Annotated in this window: 12 protein-coding genes and 2 pseudogenes; 11 read left to right on the top strand and 3 right to left on the bottom strand. The window is 62.8% G+C overall.

From position 1 onward, the window contains the following. Positions 1-48 precede the first annotated feature (48 nt). Both istB and AC1RLZ_RS26600 read right to left on the bottom strand, forming a co-directional pair. Positions 49-1002 (bottom strand): IS21-like element helper ATPase IstB, encoded by a 954-nt coding sequence (gene istB / locus AC1RLZ_RS26595; RefSeq protein WP_493191067.1) that lies wholly within the window; start codon positions 1000-1002, stop codon positions 49-51. Further along, a pseudogene (locus AC1RLZ_RS26600) lies at positions 891-1343 on the bottom strand (DUF8359 domain-containing protein); the annotation flags it as partial. The pseudogene AC1RLZ_RS26600 and the gene istB, both read right to left, overlap by 112 nt. A 189-nt stretch (positions 1344-1532) precedes the next feature. Between AC1RLZ_RS26600 and AC1RLZ_RS26605 the strand changes: the two are divergent. The 11 genes and pseudogenes from AC1RLZ_RS26605 to AC1RLZ_RS26655 all read left to right on the top strand — a co-directional run bounded on the left by AC1RLZ_RS26605 (position 1533) and on the right by AC1RLZ_RS26655 (position 10493). Beyond that, positions 1533-1688: a hypothetical protein gene (locus tag AC1RLZ_RS26605; protein WP_493191068.1), complete on the top strand. Its 156-nt coding sequence runs from the start codon at positions 1533-1535 to the stop codon at positions 1686-1688. 411 nt (positions 1689-2099) lie between these two features. Further along, positions 2100-2921: a hypothetical protein gene (locus AC1RLZ_RS26610; RefSeq protein ID WP_493191069.1), complete on the top strand. Its 822-nt coding sequence runs from the start codon at positions 2100-2102 to the stop codon at positions 2919-2921. A gap of 48 nt (positions 2922-2969) precedes the next feature. Continuing rightward, on the top strand, positions 2970-3464 hold the full coding sequence (locus AC1RLZ_RS26615) for a hypothetical protein (RefSeq protein ID WP_493191070.1): 495 nt from the start codon (positions 2970-2972) through the stop codon (positions 3462-3464). Positions 3465-3534: 70 nt separating this feature from the next. Next, positions 3535-4587: a DUF8359 domain-containing protein gene (locus tag AC1RLZ_RS26620; RefSeq protein ID WP_493191071.1), complete on the top strand. Its 1053-nt coding sequence runs from the start codon at positions 3535-3537 to the stop codon at positions 4585-4587. A gap of 1045 nt (positions 4588-5632) precedes the next feature. After that, a complete protein-coding gene (locus AC1RLZ_RS26625; RefSeq protein ID WP_493191072.1) occupies positions 5633-5893 on the top strand; it encodes a helix-turn-helix domain-containing protein in 261 nt (86 codons plus the stop codon). A gap of 372 nt (positions 5894-6265) precedes the next feature. Further along, the gene (locus AC1RLZ_RS26630; protein ID WP_493191073.1) at positions 6266-7456 is read left to right on the top strand and encodes an ABC-three component system protein; all 1191 of its coding nucleotides are present in this window, start codon (positions 6266-6268) and stop codon (positions 7454-7456) included. Beyond that, positions 7453-7959, top strand: a complete 507-nt coding sequence (locus AC1RLZ_RS26635) for an ABC-three component system middle component 5 (RefSeq protein ID WP_493191074.1) — start codon at positions 7453-7455, stop codon at positions 7957-7959. The genes AC1RLZ_RS26630 and AC1RLZ_RS26635 overlap by 4 nt, the downstream gene beginning before the upstream one ends. 83 nt (positions 7960-8042) lie before the next feature. Further along, positions 8043-8168, top strand: a pseudogene (locus AC1RLZ_RS26640) (ATP-binding protein); the annotation flags it as partial. Positions 8169-8264: 96 nt separating this feature from the next. Continuing rightward, entirely contained in the window at positions 8265-8792 is a 528-nt protein-coding gene (locus AC1RLZ_RS26645) for a hypothetical protein (protein ID WP_493191075.1), read from the top strand. Continuing rightward, on the top strand, positions 8678-9880 hold the full coding sequence (locus tag AC1RLZ_RS26650; protein WP_493191076.1) for a hypothetical protein: 1203 nt from the start codon (positions 8678-8680) through the stop codon (positions 9878-9880). The genes AC1RLZ_RS26645 and AC1RLZ_RS26650 overlap by 115 nt, the downstream gene beginning before the upstream one ends. Before the next feature lie 217 nt (positions 9881-10097). Then, positions 10098-10493, top strand: a complete 396-nt coding sequence (locus AC1RLZ_RS26655) for a hypothetical protein (RefSeq protein WP_493191077.1) — start codon at positions 10098-10100, stop codon at positions 10491-10493. Positions 10494-10665: 172 nt separating this feature from the next. On the opposite strand, the gene AC1RLZ_RS26660 is transcribed toward AC1RLZ_RS26655, so the two are convergent. Then, positions 10666-12909 carry an AAA family ATPase gene (locus tag AC1RLZ_RS26660; RefSeq protein ID WP_493191078.1) on the bottom strand — a complete coding sequence of 748 codons (2244 nt, stop codon included), beginning with the start codon at positions 12907-12909 and terminating at the stop codon, positions 10666-10668. Positions 12910-13085 lie beyond the last annotated feature (176 nt).

Consider the following 13085-nt stretch of genomic DNA (forward strand, 5'->3'; position numbering starts at 1 on the left):
GAGGGCTCAATGCTAACGGATCTTTCGCGCCTCGAGCGCTGACCGCAATTACGTCATCGTGTTCAAATTTGACCCCGGATCGGCGTCCAATTTTGACCCCTTTGATCGGGCTGGTTTGGCGGTAGCGCTCGTGTCGTCGGAGCCGGCCGGGGTTGCGGAGACGAGACGAGCGCGAGTGGCTTGATCGTCGTCGCGGCTTTTGAAGCGCCAGCTGTCGTTACCGGTCTCGACGATGTCGCAATGGTGAGTCAGACGGTCGAGCAACGCGGTCGTCATCTTCGCGTCGCCGAACACGCTGGGCCATTCGCCAAATGCCAGATTGGTGGTGACGACGACGGAAGTGCGCTCGTAGAGCCGGCTGATGAGGTGGAACAGCAATTGGCCACCGGATTGTGCGAACGGCAGGTAGCCCAGTTCGTCGAGGACGATGAAGTCCATCCGGGTCAAATGCTCGGCGACCCGACCCTGCCGTCCGCTTCGGGTCTCGATCTCCAGGCGGTTCACGAGGTCGACCACATTATAGAAGCGCCCGCGGGCACCGGATCGGATGCAGCTTCTGGCGATGGCGATGGCCAGATGAGTTTTGCCGGTGCCGGTGCCGCCGATCAGGACGGCATTGCGCTGCTGGGCGATGAAGCCGCCGCTGGCAAGGTCATTGACCAGCGTCTGGTTGATGGGAGTGCCCGTGAACTGGAAGTCCTCAAGGTCCTTCGCAAGGGGAAGTTTGGCGATGGTGAGTTGGTACTTGATCGAGCGGGCCTGCTTCTCGTTGATCTCGGCATTGAGCAGGTCGCCGACAATGCGCTGGGGTTCATGCTGACGCTTGATCGCTCGTCGTGATCGTTCCGCAGGACCTTCCGGCTCTTCAGCTCCTTCAAGCTCGCGACCGGCTCCATCGCGGACACGGATCCGGGGTCCAGCAGGCCGACGGCCGCATGTTCGCCGGCCGAGAGAGCCGCGACGAAGTGCGGCATGGTCAGCTTCCGCGGCTGCGACCACCACAATCCGTTGTCGAAGGACACGACATCGGTGGGCTCGCTGCCGTCGTTCCGGTGAATGCGGCACGCTTGCTGGAGTTCGGAAGATGGAGCCTCCCTGACGAGAACGGGGGTCTTCTCCCAGACGCGGCTCCGAAAACATGCCCTTTTTCCGACGGGAACGTAGACGACGGGGTAGCTGAACCTCACCACGATCGGTTTACCCTGGACGTATTCCTGCGTCTCTCGTTTCGTCCCGACGGCCCAAGGACGTCTGCCGGAGGGTGCGACGACCGTCAGAACGTGCGGTCGAACCTGTCCGCCTTTAGAAATTCGATGCCACATGCCTCGGTAGGAATCCTTCATGATCTCTCTCCCGGATCACACCCGTGGCGTGACGACACGCTGCAAGATGTCTGTTTTTAAGAAATCCGACAACACCGAGAATACACATTGAGGATCGCTCGCGCGCCTGAAGCGCCACCGAGACTTCTTCGAACTGTTTTCGGCGTAGCGCCATCACCCGACGACTTGGTCGCTTCGAGAGTGCTGCGTTTGGACGATCGCGACAAGGTCTTTGTTGAGGCGATCCATGAACGACGCCCTTTGGATCTCGACTTTATCGAGCAGCGGATTGAAGAAATCGACGCTTTGGATCCTTCGATCGAAGAGCGCGCCAAATCGTACATCAGGAGTCTGGAGCGAGCTTGAGCCGAAACTCCGCGGCGTACCCTCATCTTGGGCAGCTAATTTTTCCGGCGTACTACCCAGGCACCCGAACGCCGCTCCAGGTCCCGGAAGGCGTCGAAAGTCACGATAGGCGCTCACGTCGACGTTCGGCATCCTGAGTGGACCAACCCGATCCACGCGGGGGGAGGTACATCTGCCATGGATGCCAAGCTCTGGCAGGCGTCTCTGCCGACGACACGCGTTACGGCTGACTCAGCAGCATGAAGACGCCGTTAAATCTCGCGACAGACAATAGTAGCTGCTCCGGAAAGTTGTTACGAGTTTTCCACTTTTAGTAATTTCTACGAAAACTAATTTCGGTCCGAACCGCGCTATACATCGACGTCATAGTCTCGACGTCGATGGCGACGTCGCCTGCCGGAGTAGCAATCGATGTCGCTCTACACACTGTGCTCTGAAGACGCTCATGGCGAAACGACCTTCATCGGGAGCGGATTGACTCCGGCCCAGGCGGCGGAAGCGATCGCGAGCGATGCCGATAGATACCGGTCGTTCATGCATTCTACGGACTACGAAGCCGATGGATTTCGCTGCTTCGAATTCCGACGCATGTCGCGGACGCCGCCACACGTACTCGACTCCGTCGTCGTCACCGCGACCGTGCCGCTGACGCCGGACCCCGACGCCGATCGGAGCGTGGCCGCCCGCACGATCGAGGCGCAGATCATCCGGAACCACCGGTCGTTCTGGCAGAACCACGTCTACGAGGACGGGCGATATGCCGATATGCTCGCCTCCAGGGCCGAACGCCGGCGCGTCGCCGCGCTCGACCGCCTCATCACGACGCAGCTGATCTCGGCATTGGTCGAGCATGGTTACTCCATCAGGGCGAACGCATTGGACGACGATCCCGAGTTCAGGCGGTCCAGGAACGTCGAAAGGATCGTCGGACATCTGCTCGAACACGAGATGGCGGAGATCGTCGCCGTCAAGGGCAAGACCGATGCCGCGGTCAGGTTCATCTTCGGCGAAGCCGGGTGGGACGTCGTTCAGGACTACACGACGAACATCGAAAGCATCGTCGATTCCGTGATCGAACCGCATCTGCCCTGGAACAGGCCAGATGCGACGGCATCCGATCGCGCGGCCGCATACGAGGTCTTCGTCCTGCCCTCGCCCCGCACGGCCAGCGCCGAGGATATCGATGCGGCACTGGTCAGACTGACGGCAGGAATGTCGAAGATCTTCGGCTAGTCGGCATCCACGGCCGCCATACTTGAAATCGAACAGGAGCCAACGACGATGACGGGCATGAAGGATCTGCTGGACCAGGTCGGCGCGGTCATGAGCATGTCGCCCACCACGAGCGCCTACGCGCGACGTCATGGAATCCGTGCCGCCCCGAGACTGACGGTGACCGACGACGAGATCGGAGCCGGGATCGCGGCGTTGCTCGAGGAACGGATCCGCGGGAAGGTCGTCGTCGACATCGGCGGCGGACATGGGCTGTTGGGAATGCATCTCTCCGACATCGCCGCGCGGGTTTTCGTGATCGAGGCGAATGTCGTCTGGGCGATGAGCTATGTCGACCTCTTCCATCGTTCCAAACCGAAGAACCTGAACTTTCTTTTCGGCAGCGCTCAGGAATTCGTGGGGCAGATCCACGCCGACATCGCCGTCGTCGCGAGCCACTCCGATGTCGCAGGGATGATGTCGCTCGCGGCTGAATTCGCGCCGATTCAGATCGACGTCTACGGCGAACTCGTCGCGAACAATCCGGAGGCCTTCGACGCGTAGGCGCGCGAAGCCAGGATGAAATTCTAGATCGCCCATCCTCCCGTCGGAGCGACGGAAACACGGAATCGAAATGAAACACGCGCTCGTGACCGTCCGTATGGACTACCGCCAGGGATATGTCCGCAAGCATTGCCGAAAGGACGAAGAGACGCCCTTGTTCTCCCTGGAGCAGGTCGTGCTGCGCGAAGTGGATGTCTCAGAGGCCCCCATCGCCTACGTGGTGTCCGACCTCCGCTGCCCGTCGGACGTCTACGTCATCCGCGTCTATGACGGCGGCTTCTGGTGGCCGGTGAGAGGGGAGAATTCGACCCCGGAGCGATTCAGCGCCCTCGCGGCCGAAGGTCATGAAAGGACCGTAGGCGCCATGGGCGTGAAGAACGAGTACGGTCGGACGACGTTGGATGATTTTTGTCGGAACAACCAGATCCGCGAGTTGCTGTCGTCCACGGAGGACGCCGCACGTGCCCGCGTTCATCGAGCCGCCGCGCGGACCATCTTCTGCGGTGGCCGCGTCCTATTCGAAGCGGGACCGCCGGCCTTCGCACGGGCCTACCACGAACCTTTCATGCGCGTCACGCCACTCGCTCCCGACGTGGACGATCTCGGTGGACGCGGCTTCCTCGGCCTGTTGCCCGGGATATCTGCGTACAAGCGCGATGCCGCGGGCGCGGTCGGGACGGTTCTTGGCCTGGACGAGGTGGAGATCGAGCGGACGAGATTGCCCGACGGGCTCTATTCGCCCGAGGTCGGGCAGACGATCGAAGCCTTTGGCGGCACCGCGATGCCCGGCGCCGCGGCGTCGTTTTGCGAGACCGCGCTTCCTCGGGAGCTTCGCAGACGGCTCGCGAACGTCCCCGCCGGGGGCAAGGAATTGACGGTGCTGCTGAAGTCGTTGGATCCGGAACTGGAGAGCTGGCACGAAACGGAAGACGACGATCCGCTGATCGCCCGTCGGCTTCTCCGGAGGTTGGCATTCGGAACGGAGGAGTGTCTGAAGTACGAATTCCAGTTCGAAGCCGAAGCTGCGCGCGCGATCCTGCGGCGGTTGGCGAGGTACGGGCTGGCGGGCAGTATGGAGGATGCCGATGAAGCCGCTCTCCACGCTCTCGGCGAACTCATCTGAGGCAGCGCGTCGAATGTCGGTGCGCGGGGTCATGACGGTCACACGCTGTGCGTAGAATTGGTTGAGCGCCGCAGCGATACCCATCACCTCCGGGCGCTTGCGGTGATGGGTATCGCTTCGCTCAACCCATCCTTTGGCACCGCGTTTGTTCGCCACCTATAGCGCAGGCCCGCCAACGCCGTGCGGCGGTTGGCGTATTGGCAGTAGAAGCCCGACGAGCAGCTCGAAATAGACCGATTGTTCGTGCAGCTGGGCGCCGCACAGGAGGCGGGCGCGATCGAGCCCAGTGACGCATCTGATCAACGGCTCCGCGGTGGGGCCGATGATATCAGCGATGCTAGGCAGAACGATCTACGCGTCGAGCGAAGCGCAGGAGGCCTTTTTCGAAAAGGCGTGGAGGCTGTTCATCGATTGTGCACGAGGCCGCGGTCGTGGGGCGGACTAGCGAAGTGTGGCTCGTCGGCCCAGTTCGGCGCTTTGCGCAGGTTCGGGCTCGTTTCCGTCGGATGCCCGACGACTTCCACATCCGTGCGATCTTCTCGATCACCAGAGGCTTGCCCGCCTCGTCTCGACACGGCGGCGATGCGACCTGGCGATGTCGCGCCTTTCATCGGCGACGGACGCTCCGTCAATGCGGTTGAACAGGTTTTTGTTGCCTGGCCACCGGGTCGACCAGACGATCGGCCTGGTTCGGATCGTGATCGCCCAGATGGTGGGCCTCGGGGCCAGAATGGCGGTCTGTCCAACTTTTCCGGCATCTGCCACCCTTTCTTCTAGTGTTCTGCAACGCCAGCTCTGCGCGCTTTGAGATCTCCGACACCGCCTGTTCGGGTATCGAGTCGTCCCTGGCCTTTCGTGCGAACCTCGTCTCCACTGCCAATCTCCTTCTTCTCTTTTTGCAGTATGTGATATATCGCATAAAAAAATGGACGGCGCCATCGGATCCGGAAGCCATCGTTAACGGACGGTTAATTCGGCCTCTCGGTGGCGCTGACGGTCGTCGTTCGGCACTTGCTTTGCTCGACGCTTGCGGCGACGGTGCGCCATGGCTTTGAGCAAATTCGAAGAGAGATTTCGCGAGCGGGATTCGCCGGCGATAAAAGCGCTGGCTCCCAGGGTCCGCGAACTTCGGAAGCTACGGATGATGAGCCAAACGGGGCTCGCGGGGCTGATCGGACTGGACCAGAACGCGATCTCCCTCATAGAGAACGGAAGAGCGAACCCAACGCTGACCACGCTGGAGCTTTTAGCCGACGCCCTCGGCGTCACATTGCCGGAATTGTTCGGACCGGCACCGTCGAACTAGCGGAACGTATCTCCGGCGATGCCGGAAACGCCGAGCGGGGCCGCGGACCTGTCGGACTGTTTCCGATTTCACAAGATATTCGTCGATAAGGCAGCTTTAAGCCGCGGCGGACGGAGATCGTGGTGAAGGCGGGCGACCGAGTCAGGCGTCGACGTCGGAGGACCGCGCTCCAAGCAGCGCGCTGCAACGCCGCGCTGGGTCGCGGGATCGATGCTCTGGCGTTCCGCGATGTACGGAAGAAAAGCGATGTTTCGGCCTGCACCGCTACAGACGCTGGTCGCGCGCGAGATCAACCGTGGAGATCGGTACTCCAAGCTTTGCAATCATGACGGTACGGTCTAGAAAAGCGGCATTCAACGGAGCGAGGCGGCATTGTCGGAGGCGTTTCAATTCGCGGCCGTCGCGCGGCGAGAGTGCTGTGCCGACATTATTTTCGTCCATGGTCTGACGGGGCATGCGGTCGACACCTGGACGTCGACGGGCGCCGCCGAACCGGAAGGCCAATACTGGCCAGACTGGCTGTCTACCGATCTTCCCTCGCTGAGCATCTATACGTTGGGCTACCCCGCGAGCGTCTTTGCTAAGTGGGTGAAGCGGGAGATGAGCCTGCACGAGCGGGCGAAGAACACCCTGGAGGTGTTGGCCGGCTATTCTTTCGGGACGCGGCCGATCGTCTTCATCTGCCATAGCCTCGGCGGCCTACTGGTGAAACAGATGCTGCGGACGGCCGCCGAGTCGAACGACGACGGCTGGAAGCAGCTTGCCGACCGGTGCGCCGGCATTTTCTTTCTTGCGACGCCGCATACCGGCTCGACCTTCGCCGACTTGCTGAAGAGGTTCGCCGGAAGGCTGGCATCGGTGCACATCGACGGGCTTGAAACGGACAGCGCCGAACTGGACGATCTGAACGACAGCTTCAGGATGTTCTGCCACGGCCGCCGGATAGACGTCTGCGTCTATTACGAGAAATTCAGGACGCATAAGTCCGCGATCATCGTGGACCGCCACAGCGCCGACCCGGGCGTCGCCGGCGCCCCTCCGATCGCCGTAGATGCGGATCACGTCACCATCTGCAAACCGACCAGCCGAAACGACGTCGTCTATCTTGGCATTCTGCGGAGGCTCAGGCAGCTTTCGATCGAGCATGCGCCCGCCGCGGCGCCCGACGCGTTCGCGACGGACGGCCTGCACGAGCTCAGCGAGAACGACAGGCGCACACTTCTGGAGAAGATGGCATCCGCCGGAAGGGAGCACGAATACATGTTCGCGAACGACTCGCAGAATCGCTTCGCCCGCGAGTTCCTCCGGCAAGGTCTGATTACCAGCAGAGCTCAGCTCCATAACAATCTTCTCGCGGACATCGAACAACGCTTCCAGTCCCTCATATTCCATCCGCTGGTCTGCAGCGGTGCGGACAACGCGACCATAGCAGCGGCGATACAGCGGGATGTCATCGAGCCGCTCAGTTCGAAATACAGCGGCAACCAGGCGAGTGCGAAGACGATCATGAACGCGCTCTACTTCCTGACCGAACGGTGCCACATCAGATGGGATAGACCGTGAATTTCCGGCCCTGGCACGCGCAGCTCGACGTCTTCGACACGTTGCGGCGATATCTCGCGATCCTGTCGTCATGGACGGTCGCTTCGCCCCGGCGCGATCGTCTCTTCATCTCCGACTTCTATTTGGTGAACCCGAGCCTCCTGCATTCGACGCAGATGTCGTTGGAGGCCCGGCGGGCGTTCAACGGGTTGAGGATCCCGAAGCCCGACCAGACCTTTCTGGAATATCCATCTCCGCCGTTGCTCTATCACAAGATGGGTGGTGTCCAGACGCTGGCCCTTCATAACCTCATAGGAAGAGGTCTTTGCGAGCTGGATCTCGCCGATCAGGGGCAGTACCGACTATCCGGCGACGGGCGCGAGCTTGCCGCATCGCTCGGCACCCATCTCATCCTACCTCGCGAGCAGGCGGTTCTCACCTTCATCGTCCACGACTTCGCCGCCGTCGGTACGGACAAGGGCGGACTCAAGACAGCCACGGGGCTGAGGAGGCTCGGGACATGACCGCACGCCCATTCTTGGCCATCAGGCGCGTCCGGGTGAGCGAGGGCGGTTCGGTCGCCTAGGACCAGCGCTTCCACCTTGGCGTCAACGTCATCCGCGGCGAGAACAGTTCCGGCAAATCCACGATCGCCGATTTCATATTCTTCGGTCTTGGTGGTGAATTCGAGCGATGGAAGGATGCAGCCGGTAAGTGCACGGCCGTCAGAATCGAGATCGAAACCGCATCGTCCGTGCTCACGTTGCATCGGCCGGTAGGCAACAGGCTGGAGCCGATATCCGTATACTACGGCTCGTTCGAGGACTCTTTGAAGGCCGACATCGAGGCATGGCAACGTTTCCCGATCCGGCGGCCTCCCGGCGGAAAGGACCTCTCCTTCACTCAGGTGATGTTCAGAGCGATCGGCATTCCGGAAGCGCCCAGCCTCGGCAATTCGAACGTCACGATGCACCAGATCCTGCGCCTGCTGTATGCCGATCAGCAGACGCCGCCCGGGAGGCTTTTCCGGTTCGAGACCTTCGATACGCGGGACATCCGCGATGTCGTCGGACAGTTGCTCATCGGGGTCAACGGGTACGATCTCTATCAAGGCCAGATCAGAGTGCGCGAACTGAAGTCCGACTACGCCGATAAGAACCGGACTATCATGCCGCGGTCGCTGCGCTGCCTTCCGCCGAAGGGCTGTCGTCGGTGGCAATCCTCGATGCTCGGGGATCGTCGTTGGCTCAAGAGAAGTCGCGCCTTCTTCGCGAGATCGAAAGCGCCGACGCGTCGATCGGCGTCGCCCAGACCGAAGGCTTCGTTGCGGATCGTCAGAAGATGCAGAACCGGCTGAGGACCTTGTCCGGCACCCTCAATCGCACGGAACAGCAGGCGACCACCTTGTCGGACGAGATCGACGAGATCGTCCAATTCCTTTCGTATCTCGAGGATCAACTTGCGACCTTGATTGCTGCGGACGATCTCGCTGAAAAGCTCGGCAACATCGAGTTTCAGTTCTGCCCCTCATGTTTGAAGCCGCTTCACGAAGATAGGTCCGGCCATTGCATCGTCTGCCACACGGTACTGGACGACGACGCGGCGAGGTCCAAGTATTTCGAAATCAGAATCGACACCGAACTGCAGATCCGCGAGTCCGGTCAGTTGCTGGAGTCGAAAACAAGGGAGCTCGCGGATGAGCGGATCGCGGTCCGCAACCTTCGCCGCGATTATGCAGGCCTTCTTTCGGACTTCACGTCGAGATACGACGTCAGCAACTCTCCGCGCGAGAGTTTTCTGGCCGAGCGCAACAGGCGGATCGGCCGGATCGACTCGGAGATTTCCTATCTCGAGGAGATCAGGGCCCTGGTCGAGCGCATCGACGCGCTTTCCGCCGAGCGAGCGGCTTTGAACGACGAGATATCGCGATTGGAGACCGTGCAGCGGCGATTGTCTGCGTCGGCGACCGCCAGGACCTTGAAGGCGATGAACCTGATCGGATCGATCGGCAGCAATATCCTGAAGCAGGACCTCAAACGGGAGGACTCCTTCGACGACCCAAAACTCTTCTCCGTGAATTTCGCCGACGACGCCATGCTCGTCGATGGCAAGATGAACTTCGCCGAAAGCAGCAACGTGGTGCTCAAGAATGCCACCCTCGTGTCCATGCTGCTCGCGGCCTGCTACGACCCCGACTTCTGGCACCCGCGCTTCCTCCTGATGGACAACATCGAAGACAAGGGAATGGAGGATCTCCGCACCCACAACTTCCAGCGACTGATCATTTCCGAGGGACGGAAGGTCTCGGTACCGTTCCAGATCATCTTCACCACATCGACACCCGATCCCTCGCTCGAAGACAGTCCTCTGACGGTGGGTCCGAAGTACAGTCGACAGAGCAAGACGCTCGCCAACATCATCACGAAGGAAATCGAGAAACCCTGACGTCCTCACATCGGGGTCAGATGCTTTTTGTGTAGCGACCGACCGCAGACCGCGGCGGCGCACCGACACGGCGACGCAAGCCACAGCGCCGCCACCGGCCCTGGCGAACCGATCGAGAAGACGCCGCGGCGAACGCCACGAGTGCCGACGACCCGGGCCCCGCGCCCGCGGCATCGAGCGCCGCTGTTTCTCGACCGCGTCGGGTGCCGTCTACGCGATGGAATACATCACTTCGATCGTTCCGGAGACGGTGGCGGTGCTCGGTCCCGACGAAGGCGGCCATCTCGCCGCGGCGGCGGCTCGACTGGTCGGCATGCACACCTATCACGAGGTCGCCGTGCCGCTCGGCGGCATCGAGCCGGGTGCCGCGGGCTTCGCGAGCGCGTTCGCGCGTCTTTCGAGAGGCCAAGGCGATGATGCCGTATTCACCGACACGGGGACGGCGCGACGGTGGTTTAGACGACGTAGAACTGATGGACGAGCGCCCGTCGTTGTCGCCTGCCGTCCTCACGGCCTGGAACGAACTTGGAAGGGCGCGGCTCTCGTGCTCGACCGGTTCGTGCGTTTCGATCTCGTGAAACGCAAGGATCTCGGCGATCACGCATGGGAGTGAACCGTGGCTTAGGCTTTTTTTTGGGGGGGGGGCCGCAAGCGACGTCTGGACGCCTGATCGATCGCCCGTCCCGCTCCGTCGTTTCGCGTTCCCCCGCCGGCCCGCGCGCCACTATCGCGCGTGCTCCGCGATCCATTCCAGGGACCGTCCCGCGCAAACAGCGTCACCGCCGTCACTGCTTCGGCATGCCCGGCGTGAGGAGCGTGGCCACTTCGGTGCCATCGATGCGCCCCCGCTGCAAGAGACGCTTGGCGACGGCTTCCAACGCGTCGCGGTGGGTCTCGAGGAGCGCGCGGCTTGCCGCCGCGGCCTCCGCCAGTTCGCGGTGGACCGCCATCCGGATATCGTCGAAGGCGAGGAAGCTCAGCGCGTTCTGCATCGATCCGAGGTAAGTCAGAGGAGCCGGCCCGGCCAGTCCCAGACTGCCGGCCATCGCTGCGGCGATCGCGGTGGCCCGCTCCAGGTCCGAGCCGGCCATCCCGCCGGCGCCGTGGGAGCCGTTGCCGAGCAGCAGTTCCTCGGCGACCCGCCCGGCCAGCATCACCTGCAGACGGCGGCAGTAGTCTTCGCGCGTTCCGGCGAAATCGTCCCCGGTGGTCCGCACGGAGGCACCCAGGGAGGTGTCGGTCACCACGGTGGTGGCGAAGATGCCCTCCGGGCCGAAGAGCAGGACGTCGACGGTGATGTGTCCTGCCTCGTGGACCGCCGCGCGCCATCGCAGCTCCGGCGTACGGTCGTCCTCGCCGCCGATGACGTGCACCAAGTCGGCCACGGCGACGTGCCGGCCTGCATGCCGCGCCACGCGACGGGCATCGTTGACCAGCTTCTCGATGTCGGCGCCGGTGCGTCCCAGAACGGCTTCGGCGATCGGTCGGACGTCTTCATGTTCGAGATCGGAGCCGAGCCTGACGCGAAGCATCTTCTCGAGCTCGGTCACGTCCGGAAGCCCGATGCGGACGATCGGGTTGAAGCGCCCCGCGCGCAGCAGCGCCGGCTCGCAGTGCGACAGATCGTTACTGCATCCGATCATGATCAGACCTTCACGACTTCCCATGATGCCGTCGACTTCGGCAAGCAGACCGTCTACGACGGTGACTACGTAGTCGCGATGCGAATGCGTGACGCTTTTCCGGTCCACGAAGGCTTCGATCTCATCGATCAGCAGCACATGGGGCGCCGCGCGCGCGGTGGTGAAATCCTCCCGCATGGCGCGCAGCAGGTGGCCGAGGTGACCTTCTCCCGCGGATTGCCATTTGGCCAGACTGCAGCTGATGATCGGCAGGCCCATTTCGGCCGCCACCACGGCGCTGAATGTCGTCTTGCCGGTCCCCGGAGGGCCCACCAGGGCGATCGCGGACGAAACGGACGACCACGGCAGCTCACCCCGTCTCCATGCTTCGACATCCGCGATGGTCGACATCGCCCAGGTACGCGCCTCGCCCAGCCCGTGCAACTGCGACAAGGTGAGATCGCGCGACTTCTTCTGCACCTGCCTGCGACCGTGCAGGCGGCTCAGTTCGGCGACGCATTTGCCGGGCGACCGGTCGGCCCGCACCGCGATGATGAGCTCGTCGATCCCGATCCTGGAGGCGACATCTTCCCCGAAGACCGTCCGGACTTTCCTGCCGGTGACGATCTCGATCGTGCGCGCCACGACGACGGCGTCCAATCCCTGGATCTCGACGCGTGACGAGCATGCCTTCAGGAGGGCGTCCGGCAGATGGGCGCTTGCCTGCGGCGAGAACGCCAGCAGCGGCAAGCCCATCGACAGCGCCGCCAACGCTCCGGCCTGCGCGGGAGGCTTGTCGCGCGGTTTCGGCAGCTCGCGCACGACGAGGTAAGCGGCATCGTATCTCTCGCGCCGCGGCGTGCCCTCTGAGACGATCTTGTAGAACCGGGTCTCGTCCGGAAACAGAACGTCGTTCCACGTCGACACGATCCGGCTCAGCAGGATCTCTTCGGCGACGTCCACCACGATGACGGCGCCGGAGCGCATCGCATCGAGCAGCCCGGGACGCGCATCGAACGCACGGGCGAGAAGAAGGCGCGCGGCGACGCGGCCCGCGTCCACCGGTGCCGGTGCCCTGCCGGTCGTCTTCCGCGACGACACGAATTCGAGATTTTCGTTCGAATCGCCTTTGTCGTCCGCAAGGTCGCGAAGCCCGGCGAAGCCGCCACGGCGCGGCGGCGCACCTTTGGCCGGCGGTTTCCGTCCGGCCAGCAAGCCTTTCTCGCGGTCCGCAAGCGTAGTCCTAACGTGGCGCCGGTAGTCCAGCGACGCCCGCCATTCCCGTGCGTAGACCTCGGCCTCCAAGGGCCCCATCGGTGCGGGGGCGGCCGCGCCGCCGGCGCCGGGCGCGGCGCGCGATGAACCCGTCGGGGTCGCGCGGGTCTTCGTCTTCGTCTTCTTCTTCATCGTCATTCCATGGGTTGGTGGTGTCGCGGTCGGAGTCCGTCGTCGGACGCCATGGCGGTCGCAGCTTTTCGGGCGCGGCCATGGCGACGATCGACCTGAGATCGATCCTCGGGGTCCCTGCCGTCCTCTTGCGGGTAGGCCGTGCGTCGGCTCGGTGCCGTCCGTCGCCGAGCCGA

This window comes from Tardiphaga sp. GW822-FHT04G09, assembly GCF_058800725.1.